Here is a 14,919-nt window from a genome sequence, read left to right as displayed (position 1 = left end):
GCTATTCGCTTCCAACGGCTTCGGCAATCGTTCTGAAGCCGTCCCGTTCCATCAGGCGCTCCAGCCCCCGCGTGATTTTGCGCGGCAGGCCCGGCCCGCCATAGACCATGGCGCTATACAGCTGCACCAGGCTTGCGCCGGCGCGAATTCTCTCCCAGGCATCTTCAGCGCTGCCAATGCCGCCAACCCCGATCAGCGGTATTGCGCCGCCGCTCGCGGAGCGGAAGTCGCGTAGCCGTTGCGTTGCCAAATCGCGCAAGGGCGCACCTGATAGGCCGCCAGCCTCATGGGCATGATGTGAGCGTAATTCAGGTCGGGATATGGTCGTGTTTGAAACGATCAGCGCACCGAGCCCTTTCTCAATCGCGATGCGAGATATCGCGTCGATATCGGCAGGTTCCAAATCTGGGGCAACTTTCAGGAATACCGGAGGGCCCTCGTCACCGCGTTCCGCCAGAACTGCGTCGAGCAATTCGGTGAGCGCTGCCTCATCCTGCAAAGCACGCAGGCCAGGGGTGTTGGGGCTGGAAATGTTGACCGCAAGATAGCTCGCAAGCGGGGCCATCATTCTGGCCATCACCGCATAGTCGTTGATCCGATCCGTTGAGTCCTTGTTCGCACCTACATTGACGCCAACGATACCGCCACGATTGGCCCGCTGCTCAAGGCGGGAAAGCGCGGCATCTCCACCGCCATTGTTAAACCCCATGCGATTGATAACCGCTTTGTCTTGTACCAAACGAAACAGGCGCGGTTTTGGGTTGCCGACTTGTGGTAGAGGCGTAATCGAGCCGACTTCGGTAAAGCCAAAGCCCAGCCCCAGCACGGCATCGGGCACTTCTGCGTCTTTATCGAAACCAGCCGCGAGTCCGAGCGGGTTGGGGAACTGCAGCCCGGCGAGATCGATTGACAGCGGCCCTGTACGAATCCTTTTCCCAGTTGGCGCCGATTTCAGACCCGCAATTGTCAGCCGATGGGCCTTTTCCGGATCAAGCGCGAAGATTGCGGGGCGGATCAAATTGTAAAGCATTGGCGGGCGCTATCCTGCACTCCCCGAGCGTTGGCAAGCAAAACAGAAAGGCTTTGCTCGCCAGATGTCCCCGATTGGCCCTAGTTACGAAAATTACAGGAGAATTCGGAGTCTGTCGTTTGCATACAATAAATCAAATCAGGCTTCGCCTAACACGATGGTGCGACCCGAAGGGCTCGGTGCTTTGCAACGAGTTCCTCAACTTACAAGGGCGGTCTTCATCTGAAGGCCGCCCTTTTTTTGGGACGAATGCCTTTCCATCTCCACCAAGTGATTTGAGCTCGGCCATTGAGGCTGGCATTTGCCGCAGAATTGCGCCATTTCAGCGCAAAAGGTTGCACATTCCCGGAGACAATTAATGGCGTTTCGCACGCGAGCTTTTTCATTACACACACTTAGTCTTGCGGCTTTGGCCGTGGGAGTTTCTGCATGTGCGAGCATCGGCGAATCGCCTACGCAGACAGTTGGCGTTGAGTCGACGCAGCCTGTCTCGATCAATACGGTTTTTGAAGAATACGATGCGGCGCAGCTGGAGCTATCGCCATTGGCCAAGTCTTATCGCGGCATTCGCGATGCCGATTACAGCCGCTGGGGCGATTATTCGGACCAGGGCAATATCGAAAGCCAGAAACTGCTTCAGGATACCGCCGCCAGACTGCGTGAAGAATATAATCCTGACCAATTGAGCGAAGCAGACGCGCTTTCATTCCGCCTTTTCCAGTCAATGGCAGAGCGGCGCGCACGAACGTTTAAGTTTCGCAAAAACGTCTATCTGTTTAACCAGATGCGCGGCGCGCAGAGCCAGCTTCCCGCGTTTTTGATCAATATTCACCGGGTCAGCGAGACCGAACATGCCATGGCTTATGTAAGCCGCATTGAGGGGATGGGCGAGGTTATCGATACGTTGGTCGCCGAGGCGCGCGAACGTGCGGATAAAGGCGTAATGCCGCCCAAATGGGTCTATCCCTATATCATTTCGGATATCGAGAACCTGCTGAATGCAGATGACGGCAATGCTGTGCTCACAGATTTTGCCAGCAAGGTCGAACCGCTCGAAATTGATGCCGATATGAAGGCCGGCCTTAATGGCGGGGCGAGGGATTCATGGAATGATGTCGCGGTTCCCGCCCTTCAGCGCTTGCTCACTGAAATGAAACGCCAAGAAGCAATCGCTCCAACAGATGACGGGGTTTGGCGTCTACCCGATGGCGATGCGTATTACGAGGCGCTGCTGAAAAACTACACGACAACTGATCTAACGGCTGATGAGATCCATAATATCGGCCTCAGCGAGGTCGAGCGGATTCACGGCGAGATGCGTGCGATCATGGCCAAGGTCGGTTTCGAAGGAACGTTGCGAGAATTCTTCCAATACACCCGCACCGATGACCGGTTCTTTTATACCTCGCGAGGGGATTATCTCGCTGATGCCAATGCGATGTTACGGGCAATGGAGGCAAAGCTGCCGGAATATTTCGGAAGGTTACCCAAGGCGCCGATGGTGATTAAGCCAGTTGAGGCTTTTCGTGAGAAAAGCGCTGGTAAGGCGTTTTACGAAAGTCCCGCTCCGGATGGCTCACGCCCCGGAACATATTACGTCAATCTCTATAACTTGCGGGACATGTCGAAGAACGAGCTTGAGGCGCTTGCTTATCATGAGGGGTCGCCTGGCCATCACCTCCAGCGGGCCTTGCAAACAGAAATGGGCGAGCTGCCACCGTTTCGCCGGTTTGGCGGGGTTACAGCCTACACTGAAGGTTGGGGCCTGTATTCTGAAGAACTGCCGAAAGAGATGGGTTTTTACACCGACCCTTATTCCGACTTTGGCAGGTTGGGGATGGAACTGTGGAGGGCCTGTCGATTGGTTGTTGATACCGGCATCCATGACAAACGCTGGAGCCGCGAAGAAGCCATTCGCTATCTTACAGACAACACCCCAAATCCGGAAGGCGATATTCGCAAGGCGATCGAACGTTATATTGTCTATCCAGGCCAGGCGACGGCATATACGATCGGCAAACTGAAGATCATGGAGCTGCGCAGCAATGCGCGCGCCGAGCTTGGCGACGATTTTGACATACGCGGCTTCCACGACACAGTGCTCGCCTCAGGCCCTGTCCCCCTCGAAATTCTGGAGGAGAATATTGCTGCGTGGGTTGAAGCTCGGCGCGGCGGTTAGGTATTTGTAATGGCCGGTTTGATCCGGGCCGCACTGGTATTTTTGTTGCAAAATACTCACAACTAGGGGATGAACTTGCGCTCTATTGGGTGGGTCGACAAATTCCTCACCCGACGTGAAAGAAGGTTCGGTGTAACAAAAAGCAATGGCGCCTCCAGAAGTATCACCTCACCCCTATTTTCTGCAATATTACGATCCGCCAGAACACTTGCAGCGCTATATTCTGGTGCTGTTCCATTTCCGCAGCGACAAGCGCAAAACCACTGATCGCAATCCGGGCGCGCACCCACAATTTTTCCTGTGTCCCCAGGGAACGGGCGGGATGCAATTCGCCGACGGGCGATATGCGCGCTTGAATCGGGCGAATCTGGCTGGTGGAATGTCGACGGCGGTGCCGTTCGAAGTAAACGGCCCCTGGCATAATATCGGGGCCACTCTGTCGCCTCTGGGCTGGGCCGCTTTAACGGGAGCATCGCTTAAAGATCATATGGATCGCTTCTTCGATCCGGCGGAATTGCTGGGCCCTGATATCACCACGTTTGCGACAGATCTCAACGGGCGATATAATGCGGGCGAGTTAGAGGGTGAGGCAGCGTGCCAAGAACTCGGTGAGTGGATCGGTGCAAACCTTGGGCCCGTCAAGCCGCGGCATGAGTTTGTGATAGAGCAAACCCTCGATTGGCTGGCCGGGTCCTTATCGCCCAATCTCGATGATCTATTCCCGCAGATGCCATATTCGCGGCGCCAGACAGAACGCGTTGTTGAGCGATATTTTGGTATTCCCCCGGCGGCGCTTGCACGGAAGTATCGCGCTGTTCGTGCCTCGGCTTTGCTTGCTCAACCCAAGCTTAGCGAGCGGGCAGAGGCACTCATTGCTGATGCGTTCCATGATCAGCCGCATATGATTCGCGAAATCCGCCGCTATTGCGGGCACACTCCGACGCGGCTTGGTGGGAAGTCCGATCCGATTTTGCAGACTTTGCTGCAGATGAAGAACTTTTCGAAGCTGAAGATGTTTCGGAGTATGGATTGATCCGTAATTGCTAACGACTCTCAACAGGGGTTTTGCGCTTGAAACCCCCATTTAGTGAGCATAAGTGCAAATCAGAATAAACTGGTCTGATTTAAGCTATGCGCCTTTCTAAACTTGCTGATTATGCCGTGCTGACGATGAGCCAAGCCGCGCGACATTGCGGTGGTGAGCGTGTGAGTGCGTCTGAATTGGCTCGCGAAACGGGCCTGCCTACACCCACCGTTCAAAAACTCGTCAGTAAATTGGTTGCTGCGGGTCTGCTGCGCTCTGTGCGCGGCGCGGGTGGCGGTTTGCAGCTTGCGCGGCCTGCCGCCGCGATCACGGTCGCGGATATTGTTGAGGCGGTCGAGGGGCCAATCGCATTGGTTGAATGTATCGATAGTGATGATTGTGCGGTCGATCATTGTTGTAGCGTCAAATCCCACTGGCCAATTGTGAATAATGCGCTGCGCGGCGCACTGGCAGGGATCAACCTGACCCAACTTGCTGTGCGGCAGAGCACGCCGAAAGAATTGGTCTGAGAGAGCTGGCATGAGTGAAAATATAGATCTCGACACACAAGACCGATCCGAAATGGATCAAGAGGCCAAGGATGCAGCTGCGAAAGCCGCTGATTACGAACATGGCTGGTCAGCCGACATTGAAACCGAGTTTGCCGAGAAAGGCCTGTCGGAAGACACTGTTCGCTTTATCTCTGGCAAAAAGGGCGAACCGGAATGGATGCTTGAATGGCGCCTGAAAGCATTCCGCCTTTGGCAGACGATGGAAGAGCCCGATTGGGCCAAGCTCGGCTATCCAGAAATCGATTATCAGGACGCGTATTATTACGCCGCGCCCAAGAAGAAGGTTGAGCTGGAATCGCTCGATGAACTCGATCCCGAAATCAAGTCGGTGTATGACAAGTTGGGTATTCCAGTGGCAGAGCAGGAAGTCCTGGCCGGCGTAAAGGGTGCACGCAAGGTCGCGGTTGATGCGGTGTTTGATAGTGTGAGCGTCGCGACCACTTTCCGTGAAGAACTGAAGAAGGCGGGCGTTATATTCCTGTCGATTTCGGAAGCGATCAAGGAATACCCCGAGCTGGTGAAGAAGTGGCTCGGCAAAGTCGTGCCGCAGCGCGACAATTACTTCGCGACGCTCAACTGCGCGGTCTTTTCTGATGGCACGTTCGTTTATGTGCCCGAAGGGGTGCGCTGTCCGATGGAGCTAAGCACATATTTCCGGATCAACGCCGAAAATACGGGCCAGTTTGAGCGCACGCTGATTGTCGCTGAAAAGGGCTCTTACGTCAGCTACCTGGAGGGCTGCACCGCGCCTATGCGCGACGAGAACCAGCTGCACGCCGCCGTGGTCGAATTGGTCGCGATGGAAGATGCCGAGATCAAATATTCGACCGTACAGAACTGGTATCCCGGCGATGCCGAGGGCAAGGGCGGGATTTACAACTTTGTGACCAAGCGCGGGCTGTGTCAGGGTGACCGGTCAAAGATCAGTTGGACTCAGGTCGAAACCGGCAGCGCGGTGACGTGGAAATACCCCTCCTGTGTACTCAATGGCGAAAACTCGGTTGGCGAGTTTTATTCCGTTGCGGTTACAAACAACTATCAGCAGGCCGACACAGGAACCAAAATGGTTCATAACGGCACTGGCTCGCGAAGCACTATCATCTCGAAAGGGATCAGTGCCGGTAAATCGAACAACACGTATCGCGGCTTGGTGCGCGTGGGTGCGAATGCAGACAATGTGCGCAACTTTACGCAATGCGACAGCCTGCTGCTTGGCGATACCTGCGGCGCGCATACAGTGCCCTATATCGAGGTGAAGAACCCCAGCGCGCAGATCGAGCATGAGGCGACAACGAGCAAGATCTCCGACGACCAGCTGTTTTACGCGATGCAGCGCGGCTTAGGCGAGGAAGAGGCGGTTGCGCTGATCGTCAATGGCTTTGCCAAGGATGTGCTCAAAGAGCTGCCGATGGAATTTGCGGTCGAAGCGCAGAAATTGCTGGCAATCTCGCTTGAGGGGTCAGTGGGGTGACTGACCGTAAGAAACTCGCCCTCAAACCCGCCACCGAGCAAAACGACGCGCCAGCCTTAAAACGCAAAGGCCGCGGTTGGGAAATCTCGGATAAGCGCCTTGATGCGCTGCATGACCGTGCCCGCGAGATGCGGCGGCATGCCTCGCCTGCGCACAAGGCTCTCGCTGAGCGTTTCGCCAAAGCCGATATGGGCCGTTATACCTTTAAACGCTTTGCCGTCATCGGCAGCGCGATTGTCGATTTTGGCTGCCATAATCTCGGCATGGCGATCATGATCGATGAGGAGGGGCAAGACGAAGCCCTTGCCAAACGCCGCGACAAAAGTCTGGAAGCGGTCGGCATCCGGGTGATGCGGATAGCGGCAAAGGATATTCTGGAAGATATGGATGCCGTGCTGAAACGCATCACATTGGGCATGCGCATGCGGATTGGCGACAAGCGCGAGGCACGACGCGAGCATTTTGAGACATATGGAAACAACAATAATAGCAATGATAGGGGTGCGCGTCGATGATAACTCTAGCCACTGCCGCCGTATTGGCGTTTGGCCAACAGGCTGGCCAAGCGGTTAGCGCTGTTCCCAATGAAAATCCGGAAACCTGGGTGCTTGAATATCCAGGCTCAATCCGGCCCTTCGTCAATGACTATTACAACTGTCTGAAGTCACGCAGTCACGAAATCGGCGGCGGGGTGGGGTTTGCCGATCAGCATCGCGCTGACATTCCCAAATGCGTCGAGCAGCGTAAAGAGGCGTTGGAAACGTCGCTTGCCGTGTTGGAGCGGCGCGGCAACCCGTTTGGCTTTACCTCATTCGAGGTGAATTCTGTGTTCGAGACAATTCAACAGGTACACATTGCGCGTGGGCGCGATCTGGATCAGCAGATTGCGCGGCGGCTTGGGCAGAACCCGACCTATTATGGTGACAATCTGGTCAGCGAAGGTGCGGCAGACTTGGCCGACGCCGAAATTGCGGAGATGGACGAAGCGTCTTCGCGCGCCGAGCCTGCGTCAAAGAATGCGGTTATGTCCGACGCCCTGCAATGAGTGAAGTGAGTACTGAGCAATGACTATGAAGGAGGGTTTGATGATATGTAATTCGAAAATCACCCTGAAAGGCGGAGCGTTGGCTCTTGCTTGTGTGGCAACAACGGCAACAGCCCAGGTCGAAACGCCAGGCGCAGTGCCCGATCTCGACAATGATTTGCCCGTTGCGCAGCAGCAGCTTGATAGCGTCGCCATCCCCCGTGAAATCGCGCCGGCGATGATGCCTTACCTCATTTGCCGTCAGAGCGAACTCGGCGTGGAACTCTACGATTCTGATGGGAAAGTGCTCAACCGTGAGGACCCAACTGAAAGCTGTGACAGCGTTCGGGAGAAGTCCAAGAATCATACGGTACGCATGCTTGGCGACCTGAATCTAGGGCGGCACCGCGGTGAACGCGTCGAATATGCAGAGCGCTGGCTGGCAAAAATCGATGAACTGGCCGGACCAGATATGACCGCCGTTCAAAATCAGGCGACCTAAATCTGGATCGCCCAACCCTGACAAGGACGTAATTCCTCATGTTGACTATCCGTGATCTCCATGCCGAAATTGACGGCAAGCCTATTTTGAAGGGGCTGACGCTCACCGTTGCGGCTGGAGAGGTTCATGCGATTATGGGCCCAAATGGCGCTGGTAAATCGACCCTGTCTTATGTGTTGGGCGGTCGGCCCGGCTATGAGGTAACCGGTGGATCGGTGGAGTTTATCGGCGCTGATGGCGAGACTGTGGATCTGCTCGATCTCGATCCGCATGAGCGTGCTGCGGCGGGGTTGTTCCTCGGCTTTCAATACCCGGTTGAAATTCCCGGCGTTTCCAATGTTCAGTTTCTGCGCGAGGCATTGAATGCGCAGCGCAAGGAACGCGGGGAAGAGCCGGTTTCTGGCGGCGATTTCCTGAAGGTTGCGAAAGAGAAGGCGGCACTGCTGCGGCTGGATATGGAAATGCTCAAACGGCATGTGAATGTCGGCTTTTCCGGCGGCGAGAAGAAGCGATCTGAAATGGTGCAGATGGGCATTCTCGACCCGCGTTTTGCCGTATTGGACGAGACCGATAGCGGCCTTGATATTGATGCGCTGCGTGTGGTGGGCGAGGGGATCAATGCGATCATGCGGGCGCCCGATAAAGGCGTGTTGCTGATCACCCATTATCAGCGTCTGCTGGACTATGTGAAGCCAGACAAGGTCAGTGTGCTGGCCGATGGTCGCATTGTGCAGACAGGTGGAGCAGAATTGGCGCTGCGCCTCGAAGAAGAGGGCTATGATGCCCTGCTGAATGAAGGCTTGGCAGATGCCTGAGGCGGATACCCTCACTAGGCCAACCCAGCGTGATGAGGACTGGCGCTATGCCGATACCGGCTTCCTCGCGGACTCCGATGTCCGCGTGCTCAACCACTGGCGCACGCTCGATGTACCCGCTGGGGAAACTCGCCGCGAAGTCGCGACCCATTCCTCTGGCGAAACAGCGAAGGGTATGGTCGATCGGCTGCGCGTTCATGTTGGCAAGGGTGGCCGTTTCGAAGCATTCATCACGCTGGCGGGCGGAAAATATCAGCGTGTCGAGATCGAAGTGACGCTGGAAGAAGGCGCGCATTTCGAGTTTGGCGGTGTAACCGTTGGCGGCGGCGACAAGGTTCAGGAATTTGTGACCCGCACCATCCATGCTCAGCCCAAGGCGACGTCAAATCAGACTGTTCGCGCGGTCCATTGGGGGCGCGCAACGGGCAATTTTCTCAGCCGGATTGAAGTGGTCAGGGATGCGCAGAAAACCGATGCTGCGCAAAACTTCCGCGCGATCCTGCTGGAAAAAGGCGCGAGCGCGAATACCAAGCCCGAGCTGGAAATCTTCGCTGACGATGTACTGTGCGCGCATGGTGCCGCGATTGGCCAGCTGGATGAGAATGCAGCCTACTACATGGCGGCACGTGGCATCCCACCAGAGGTCGCTCGCAAACTGCAGGTTCAGGCCTTTATCGGCGACGCTTTTGTCGAGCTGGAAGATGAGAAAGAGCGCGACCTTATGCTGGAGCACGCGCTAAACTATCTGGAGGACGGCACGCTGTGAATGCGCCTGCCTCTCTAACCTCGACAAGGCTGACCCCGGCGCATGATGTGCGGGCTGACTTTCCCGGCCTGATTACGCACAACGGCCAGCCGTGGCACTATCTGGACACAGCCGCGACCGCGCAAAAACCGCGAGCGGTGATTGATGCCATGGTCCAGGCGATGGGAGCTGATTATGCGACCGTGCACCGCGGTGTCTATGCGCGGTCTGCTGAGATGACCCGCGCGTTTGAAACAGTGCGCGAGAAAGCGGCGCAATTCATTGGGGCACAGAACGCCAATGAGGTTGTCTTCGTGCGCGGCGCGACCGAGGGTATTAATCTCGTCGCGCAAAGCTGGGGCAACGCGAATATCCACGCCGGCGACCGGATCATGCTGAGCCAGCTAGAGCATCATTCCAACATCGTGCCGTGGCAGATGCTGGCTGAGCGAGTTGATGCTCAGATTGATATCTGTCCGCTAACCGATGATGGTCGGATCGACCTCGATTGGCTTGAGGCAAATTTGACCGAGCAGCACAAGCTGGTCGCGCTGGCGCATGTGTCGAACGTGCTCGGCAGCGTGCTCGGCGCGAAACGCGCTGCGAAAGCCGCGCATGCGGTTGGTGCGAAACTGCTGCTTGATGGCTGCCAGAGTGCGCCGCGCATGCGGCTGGATATGTCCGAACTGGGCTGCGATTTCTTCGTGCTCTCCGGCCACAAGCTTTATGGCCCCACGGGCATAGGCGTGTTGTGGGCACGTGAAGAACTGCTCGAGGCGATGCCCCCGTGGCAGGGTGGCGGCGCGATGATTGATCGCGTCACATTCGAAAAAACCACTTATGGTCCGCCGCCGCAACGGTTTGAGGCGGGGACACCAATGATTACCGAGGTGATCGCGCTTGGTGCGGCCATCGATTACCTTAAACCGTTCGATATGCAGCAGCTTTACGTGCACGAAAATACGCTGGTTCGCACAGCGCGCGGAGAATTGAGCCGAATCAATTCAATCCGCCTCCTTGGGCCCGAAAGCAGTGCGGGAATTGTCTCTTTCGTGATGGAGGGGGTTCATCCGCATGATTTGGGCACCATATTGGACGAAGAGAATGTGGCGATCCGCGCTGGCCACCACTGCGCGCAACCGCTGATGGATCATTACGATATTCCTGCAACCGCCCGCGTCAGCTTCGGCCTCTATTCGACAGAGGACGATATCGCGGCGCTGATGCGCGGGATTGAACGAACGCAGAAGATTTTCGGCCCATGAAAAATGATGAACCAGAGACAATGAACAAGCCCGAAAAAGAACAGGACTTTGTCGCAGAAAAGCTGCCTGAAAAACCAAGGCGCGCTCGCGTGAGCGATGTGATTGACGACGCGCCCCTAGCAGAGGCGCCAGAGCGCAAGCGTGATTATCTGGAAGGGTTTCTGCAAAAGAAACCTGAGGCAGACGATATTGGCGGGGCTGGCGGCGCGCTGCAACAAGCGGTCATTGACGCGCTGAAAGAGATTTACGACCCCGAAATCCCGGTCAACATTTATGATCTCGGCCTGATTTATGGCGTTGAAGTGAGCGATGATGCGGATGTCGAAGTGATCATGACGCTGACTACCCCGCATTGCCCGGTCGCGGAAAGTATGCCGGGTGAAGTTGAGCTGCGTGCGGCCAGTGTGCCGGGCGTTCGCGACGCTGAAGTCAATCTGGTTTGGGATCCGCCATGGAGCCCGGAAAAGATGACCGATGAAGCGCGGCTCGAGCTGGGGATGTTGTGATGACTGAGATGAAAACACGTGAGATTCCGGTACGCCGTCACCCTCACCAAAGGGGCAGAGGAGCGCATTGCCGAACTGATGTCGAATGCTCCAGACGATGCGATTGGAGTGAAACTGTCGACCCCGCGACGCGGCTGCTCTGGCCTCGCCTATTCCGTTGATTATGTGACTGAAGAAGTCGCCATGGACGAGAAGATCGTAACGCCCGGTGGTGTGTTCTATATCGACGGGGCCAGCGTGCTGTATTTGATCGGCAGCGTGATGGATTGGGTGGTGGATGATTTCTCTGCCGGTTTCACCTTTGAAAACCCCAATGCCAAGGGTGCATGTGGTTGTGGCGAGAGCTTTATGGTCTGAATTTCTCTCGCGTCGGCTGCAAACGGCTCCGGCCTACGCTTCCGGTGCTCATGGGCTTAATGCCCACTGCGCTCCGGGTCTCGTCCAAAACCGTTTTCGCACGAAGCTAGAAAAATTCTTTTTCGCTACGCTGCTAACCTAAATCTTCTGCCACGCGTTCGAGCAACTGGATTTCCAACGCATCTAGCTCGCCATCGGCGTCTACCATTGCGTCGAGCCATTGCTGTTCGGCCTCGGTCACAACCTCGCCCGCGGCGGCGCGTTCGGCAAAAGTCGGTTTTGAGCCTTTTTTGCCAAAGACCGTGCCAAAGTGATTGTGAACGGCAGGCGCGCTTTTTGCCATGCGCCCAAAGAACTGACCAACACCGCCGGATGTGTCATTCATGAAATTCTCAAGCTCCTTCATCCGATCATGAGAGAGCTGCCCGTTCATGGCGGTGAAGCCGCGCAGATAGTTGGCAACGCCATCGACAAATAGTTTGGGCCACTCGAGTGCATTGGCCGCACCCAAGGTAGCATCCTTGATGCGAAAGAGCATTTCTGCCTCATAACGGCTGACCGCTGCTGGCCCTTCGCCGCCACTCGCAAAGATCACTCGGCGCAGGATGCTGCACTCCGTAGAACTCACATGGCAGCTCGCCAGAGCGCCATTGCCGCGGGTGGGGCCTTCGCCATGTAGAACAGCGTGTTCGATTTGCTTCAGCGTGTATTTTTTCAGGCTATCATCGACATTCTCAGCACGCTCGATGATACGCACGAGAGCCTCAAGCTCTGCCATGCTTTCCAGCTTTCCGTCTGCGTCCAGTTGCGCGATCAACCATGCAGCCTCGTTCGCATCGCACATATATTTGGGTTCGGTTCCCATCAGAACGAATTCGCGGATCGCCTCGACAAAAAAGTCTACCCAGTCATCGCTAGGGTTGCTGATCTGGTTGTTGATCGCAAAGATCGCCTCAGCCTCTTCGCGCGTCATGATGCCATCGCCCCAACCTAACTGGCGCAGCGACAGAATTTCCTCTGCGGAAACATGACCATCTTGCGCAACAGATTTGGCGAGATCGGCGAACTGAATACTCATGACGTTAAAACCCCCTGGAATGTGGGCATTTCTTGCCAGACTATCGGTAAGACGCGGTTACCTTTTGAGCGCTGCGACGCAGGTCGCGCGGTCGACATTTCGCCCATCACTCGCCCTGCGTGCTTCGACATGGGTTGCGCTCGGTTCGCCACTTGGCTGCAGTGGATAGAGAAAGACATCCAGAACGCAGGCATCGCCAGTAAATTGCAACTTCACCGCATCATCTTCGCGCACGCTTAGGCGTGGTGGGCCAAATTGGCGGGTGAGCGCGGATGTATTCGCCCCAATCACGCCCCTCAGACCCGGAATGTTGAGCACACGCGGTGCGATAAACTCGCCCGTGCTGGGGGCGATTTGTGGCCCGGTTGGCGCCATGGGTGGCGGTGCTTCTGCCGACGAACCCGATGATGGGGCATTGGTCGGTGCTGGTGGCGTGCGTGTTGACACTGCAGCAGGTGCACCAACGCAGCCGCTGATCAGGGCCGCAGAGAGTAGAACACTAAATCGGCGCATGAGTGCCTTTCCGTTGATGAATGAGGTGAGTGGCACTTGCCGCGCCAATGATGGGTGCCAAAAGGTTCAAGCCTGGCACCGCCAGAAGAGCAGCGATGACTCCTCCCAATGCAAAACGCGTCACGCCGCCCATCGGGGCAATCGCGTGATCCTGCTCACGGTGCCTTAGCCAGACCATATCCTGTAACTCGCGGCCCAGCAGAAAGGCATTGGCCAGCCAGAACACCAGCGCCGTTCCGATGCCCGTGAAGAGGAGCAACAGAGCGATTGGCGCGATCAACAGATTCACTCCGATTGCACGCAGGGTCGAGCGCACGCTGTGACGTAATTCAGTTTTGAAAGGCAGGCCGGGGACGTCAGCCGCATGGCCATAATGCTTGCGCTCCACCGCACGCACAATCTCGTCAGCGAAGAATTGGATCGCGGCCAGCGCAACGACGCGAAAAAGCAGCCAACCACCAGCAAATACGATAATTGCGGCTGCTAGCGCTGCCATGATCCCGGTGTAGTCATTGTCGCCCAGTGCATCGCCCCAACCGGAAATGATCGGGCCGAGCCAGAACCATAACGCGATGCCGAGCGTCGCGAAGATGGCGAGGGTTACCGCCAGAGACTTCACCAAGACCTTCAGGATCGCAGGATCGCCGAGTTGTCTTACGGCCAAGAGAAGGGCGCGGGCTAACATTGGTGTTTGGGACAAGCAATCATGAGGTTGGAGTGGATTGCGCAGCGAATTCACGCAAGTCAACGTCGCGCTTGGCCTTGTCCCGATGAAGCGCTAACGCGCAGCGACAATCTGCAAATCCTACCGAAATTCCTGAAGAAAGACTTTTCATGATCGAACCCCGTTATGACGTGATTGCTATTGGTAATGCTGTGGTCGATGTCATCGCCTCTTGCGAAGAGGAATTGATCGAGGAGCTTCAGCTCAATCGCGGTGGGATGACGCTGATTGATGAAGCGCGCGCTGATGATCTGTATGCGGCGATGCCACCTGCGCGCGAAATTTCCGGTGGTTCTGCCGCCAATACTCTCGCTGGCCTGTCGACTCTGGGCCTGCAATGCGCATTTATTGGCCAGGTTGCTGACGACCAGCTGGGCAAGGTCTTTCGCCATGATATGCGCGCCACGGGGATTGATTTCGACACGCCAGCGCGTGACGGCGAGCCAGCAACAGGCCGCGTGCTCATTTTCGTGACGCCGGATGGCGAGCGGACGATGAACACCTTCCTTGGGGCGGGCCAGTTTTTGCCGAAAGAGGCGCTGGATGAAGAGCTGATCGCCAGCGCTGCAATCCTGTATCTCGAGGGGTATTTGTGGGACCCGGAAGAGCCGCGCAAAGCGATGCGCCGCGCCATTGAAGTCGCACGCTCTGCAGGGCGCAAGATTGCTTTCACCGCTAGCGAGAGCTTTGTGATTGAACGGCATGGCGATGATTTCCGCGCGATGATCGACGATGGAGTGATCGACATATTGTTCGTCAATGAGCATGAGTTGGCCACGCTTACGGGCGAGGATGATTTCGAGACCGGTCTGGCTGCGATTAAGGACAAGGTCCCCGTTCTGGTTGCAACGCGCAGCGCCGACGGTGCGGTTGCTCTGGCGCATGGCGAGCGGGCAGAAGTCGCGGTACGAACCGATTGACAAGGTGGTCGATTCCACTGGTGCCGGTGATCAGTTCGCAGCGGGTTTCCTGTCAGGATACGCTAAAGGCGAACCGCTCGAAAACTGCCTGACACGTGGGGCAATCACAGCCGCAGAAGTGATCAGTCATTACGGCCCGCGCCCTGAGGTGGACCTTAAGGCGTTGGTGGCAGAGAAGCTTGGGGTTTCTTGAT

At 56.4% G+C, this 14,919-nt stretch carries 15 protein-coding genes and 2 pseudogenes; 13 read left to right on the top strand and 4 right to left on the bottom strand.

Annotated elements, in window-relative coordinates; translation table 11 throughout:
* Nucleotide 1 precedes the first annotated feature (1 nt).
* Nucleotides 2–1,030, bottom strand: coding sequence for a quinone-dependent dihydroorotate dehydrogenase (locus ACZ1GM_RS01615; RefSeq protein WP_472677467.1), 1,029 nt, complete (start codon nt 1,028–1,030; stop codon nt 2–4).
* Between the two features lie 358 nt (nt 1,031–1,388).
* Between ACZ1GM_RS01615 and ACZ1GM_RS01610 the strand changes: the two genes are divergently transcribed.
* The 12 genes and pseudogenes from ACZ1GM_RS01610 to ACZ1GM_RS01555 all read left to right on the top strand — a co-directional run bounded on the left by ACZ1GM_RS01610 (nt 1,389) and on the right by ACZ1GM_RS01555 (nt 11,490).
* On the top strand, nt 1,389–3,209 hold the full coding sequence (locus ACZ1GM_RS01610; protein WP_472677466.1) for a DUF885 domain-containing protein: 1,821 nt from the start codon (nt 1,389–1,391) through the stop codon (nt 3,207–3,209).
* A 145-nt stretch (nt 3,210–3,354) separates the two neighbouring features.
* Entirely contained in the window at nt 3,355–4,242 is an 888-nt protein-coding gene (locus ACZ1GM_RS01605) for a helix-turn-helix domain-containing protein (protein WP_472677465.1), read from the top strand.
* A 98-nt stretch (nt 4,243–4,340) separates the two neighbouring features.
* Nucleotides 4,341–4,763, top strand: coding sequence for an SUF system Fe-S cluster assembly regulator (locus ACZ1GM_RS01600; RefSeq protein WP_472677464.1), 423 nt, complete (start codon nt 4,341–4,343; stop codon nt 4,761–4,763).
* 10 nt (nt 4,764–4,773) lie between these two features.
* The gene (gene sufB, locus ACZ1GM_RS01595; RefSeq protein ID WP_472677463.1) at nt 4,774–6,276 is read left to right on the top strand and encodes a Fe-S cluster assembly protein SufB; all 1,503 of its coding nucleotides are present in this window, start codon (nt 4,774–4,776) and stop codon (nt 6,274–6,276) included.
* Nucleotides 6,273–6,791 (top strand): endonuclease domain-containing protein, encoded by a 519-nt coding sequence (locus tag ACZ1GM_RS01590; protein ID WP_472677462.1) that lies wholly within the window; start codon nt 6,273–6,275, stop codon nt 6,789–6,791. The genes sufB and ACZ1GM_RS01590 overlap by 4 nt, the downstream gene beginning before the upstream one ends.
* Nucleotides 6,788–7,321, top strand: a complete 534-nt coding sequence (locus tag ACZ1GM_RS01585) for a hypothetical protein (RefSeq protein WP_472677461.1) — start codon at nt 6,788–6,790, stop codon at nt 7,319–7,321. Before ACZ1GM_RS01590 ends, ACZ1GM_RS01585 begins: the two co-directional genes overlap by 4 nt.
* A gap of 40 nt (nt 7,322–7,361) precedes the next feature.
* A complete protein-coding gene (locus tag ACZ1GM_RS01580; protein ID WP_472677460.1) occupies nt 7,362–7,802 on the top strand; it encodes a hypothetical protein in 441 nt (146 codons plus the stop codon).
* 38 nt (nt 7,803–7,840) lie between these two features.
* On the top strand, nt 7,841–8,617 hold the full coding sequence (gene sufC, locus ACZ1GM_RS01575; protein ID WP_472677459.1) for a Fe-S cluster assembly ATPase SufC: 777 nt from the start codon (nt 7,841–7,843) through the stop codon (nt 8,615–8,617).
* Nucleotides 8,595–9,383, top strand: a complete 789-nt coding sequence (locus tag ACZ1GM_RS01570; RefSeq protein ID WP_472677458.1) for a SufD family Fe-S cluster assembly protein — start codon at nt 8,595–8,597, stop codon at nt 9,381–9,383. Before sufC ends, ACZ1GM_RS01570 begins: the two co-directional genes overlap by 23 nt.
* The gene (locus tag ACZ1GM_RS01565; RefSeq protein ID WP_472677457.1) at nt 9,380–10,627 is read left to right on the top strand and encodes a SufS family cysteine desulfurase; all 1,248 of its coding nucleotides are present in this window, start codon (nt 9,380–9,382) and stop codon (nt 10,625–10,627) included. The genes ACZ1GM_RS01570 and ACZ1GM_RS01565 overlap by 4 nt, the downstream gene beginning before the upstream one ends.
* Before the next feature lie 20 nt (nt 10,628–10,647).
* Nucleotides 10,648–11,133: an SUF system Fe-S cluster assembly protein gene (locus tag ACZ1GM_RS01560; protein ID WP_472678599.1), complete on the top strand. Its 486-nt coding sequence runs from the start codon at nt 10,648–10,650 to the stop codon at nt 11,131–11,133.
* Nucleotides 11,133–11,490: pseudogene (locus ACZ1GM_RS01555) on the top strand (HesB/IscA family protein). The gene ACZ1GM_RS01560 and the pseudogene ACZ1GM_RS01555 overlap by 1 nt, the downstream one beginning before the upstream one ends.
* A gap of 133 nt (nt 11,491–11,623) precedes the next feature.
* Here ACZ1GM_RS01555 and ACZ1GM_RS01550 read toward each other — a convergent pair.
* The 3 genes from ACZ1GM_RS01550 to ACZ1GM_RS01540 are packed head-to-tail and all read right to left on the bottom strand — an operon-like array spanning nt 11,624 to nt 13,766.
* Complete coding sequence (locus ACZ1GM_RS01550) at nt 11,624–12,568, bottom strand: hypothetical protein (protein WP_472677456.1); 945 nt, start codon at nt 12,566–12,568, stop codon at nt 11,624–11,626.
* Nucleotides 12,569–12,625: 57 nt separating this feature from the next.
* Nucleotides 12,626–13,081 carry a hypothetical protein gene (locus ACZ1GM_RS01545; protein WP_472677455.1) on the bottom strand — a complete coding sequence of 152 codons (456 nt, stop codon included), beginning with the start codon at nt 13,079–13,081 and terminating at the stop codon, nt 12,626–12,628.
* Entirely contained in the window at nt 13,068–13,766 is a 699-nt protein-coding gene (locus ACZ1GM_RS01540) for an EI24 domain-containing protein (protein WP_472677454.1), read from the bottom strand. The genes ACZ1GM_RS01545 and ACZ1GM_RS01540 overlap by 14 nt, the downstream gene beginning before the upstream one ends.
* 149 nt (nt 13,767–13,915) lie before the next feature.
* Here ACZ1GM_RS01540 and ACZ1GM_RS01535 point away from each other — a divergent pair.
* Nucleotides 13,916–14,918 (top strand): annotated as a pseudogene (locus ACZ1GM_RS01535) (adenosine kinase).
* The last annotated feature ends 1 nt before the right edge of the window (nt 14,919 follow it).

The organism is Qipengyuania sp. JB2-7 (genome assembly GCF_055693485.1).
Note: the sequence above shows the minus strand (reverse complement) of the source record. Positions and strands in the feature narration are given on the sequence as shown.

Bases quoted from the DNA above. Each gene is read 5' to 3' on its own strand.
- ACZ1GM_RS01560 (WP_472678599.1), top strand. From the start codon at position 10,648: ATGAACAAGCCCGAAAAAGAACAGGACTTTGTCGCAGAAAAGCTGCCT.
- ACZ1GM_RS01540 (WP_472677454.1), bottom strand. From the start codon at position 13,766: ATGTTAGCCCGCGCCCTTCTCTTGGCCGTAAGACAACTCGGCGATCCT.
- ACZ1GM_RS01600 (WP_472677464.1), top strand. From the start codon at position 4,341: ATGCGCCTTTCTAAACTTGCTGATTATGCCGTGCTGACGATGAGCCAA.
- ACZ1GM_RS01550 (WP_472677456.1), bottom strand. From the start codon at position 12,568: ATGAGTATTCAGTTCGCCGATCTCGCCAAATCTGTTGCGCAAGATGGT.
- ACZ1GM_RS01615 (WP_472677467.1), bottom strand. From the start codon at position 1,030: ATGCTTTACAATTTGATCCGCCCCGCAATCTTCGCGCTTGATCCGGAA.
- ACZ1GM_RS01605 (WP_472677465.1), top strand. From the start codon at position 3,355: ATGGCGCCTCCAGAAGTATCACCTCACCCCTATTTTCTGCAATATTAC.
- sufB (WP_472677463.1), top strand. From the start codon at position 4,774: ATGAGTGAAAATATAGATCTCGACACACAAGACCGATCCGAAATGGAT.
- ACZ1GM_RS01580 (WP_472677460.1), top strand. From the start codon at position 7,362: ATGATATGTAATTCGAAAATCACCCTGAAAGGCGGAGCGTTGGCTCTT.
- sufC (WP_472677459.1), top strand. From the start codon at position 7,841: ATGTTGACTATCCGTGATCTCCATGCCGAAATTGACGGCAAGCCTATT.
- ACZ1GM_RS01585 (WP_472677461.1), top strand. From the start codon at position 6,788: ATGATAACTCTAGCCACTGCCGCCGTATTGGCGTTTGGCCAACAGGCT.
- ACZ1GM_RS01545 (WP_472677455.1), bottom strand. From the start codon at position 13,081: ATGCGCCGATTTAGTGTTCTACTCTCTGCGGCCCTGATCAGCGGCTGC.
- ACZ1GM_RS01570 (WP_472677458.1), top strand. From the start codon at position 8,595: ATGAAGGCTTGGCAGATGCCTGAGGCGGATACCCTCACTAGGCCAACC.
- ACZ1GM_RS01610 (WP_472677466.1), top strand. From the start codon at position 1,389: ATGGCGTTTCGCACGCGAGCTTTTTCATTACACACACTTAGTCTTGCG.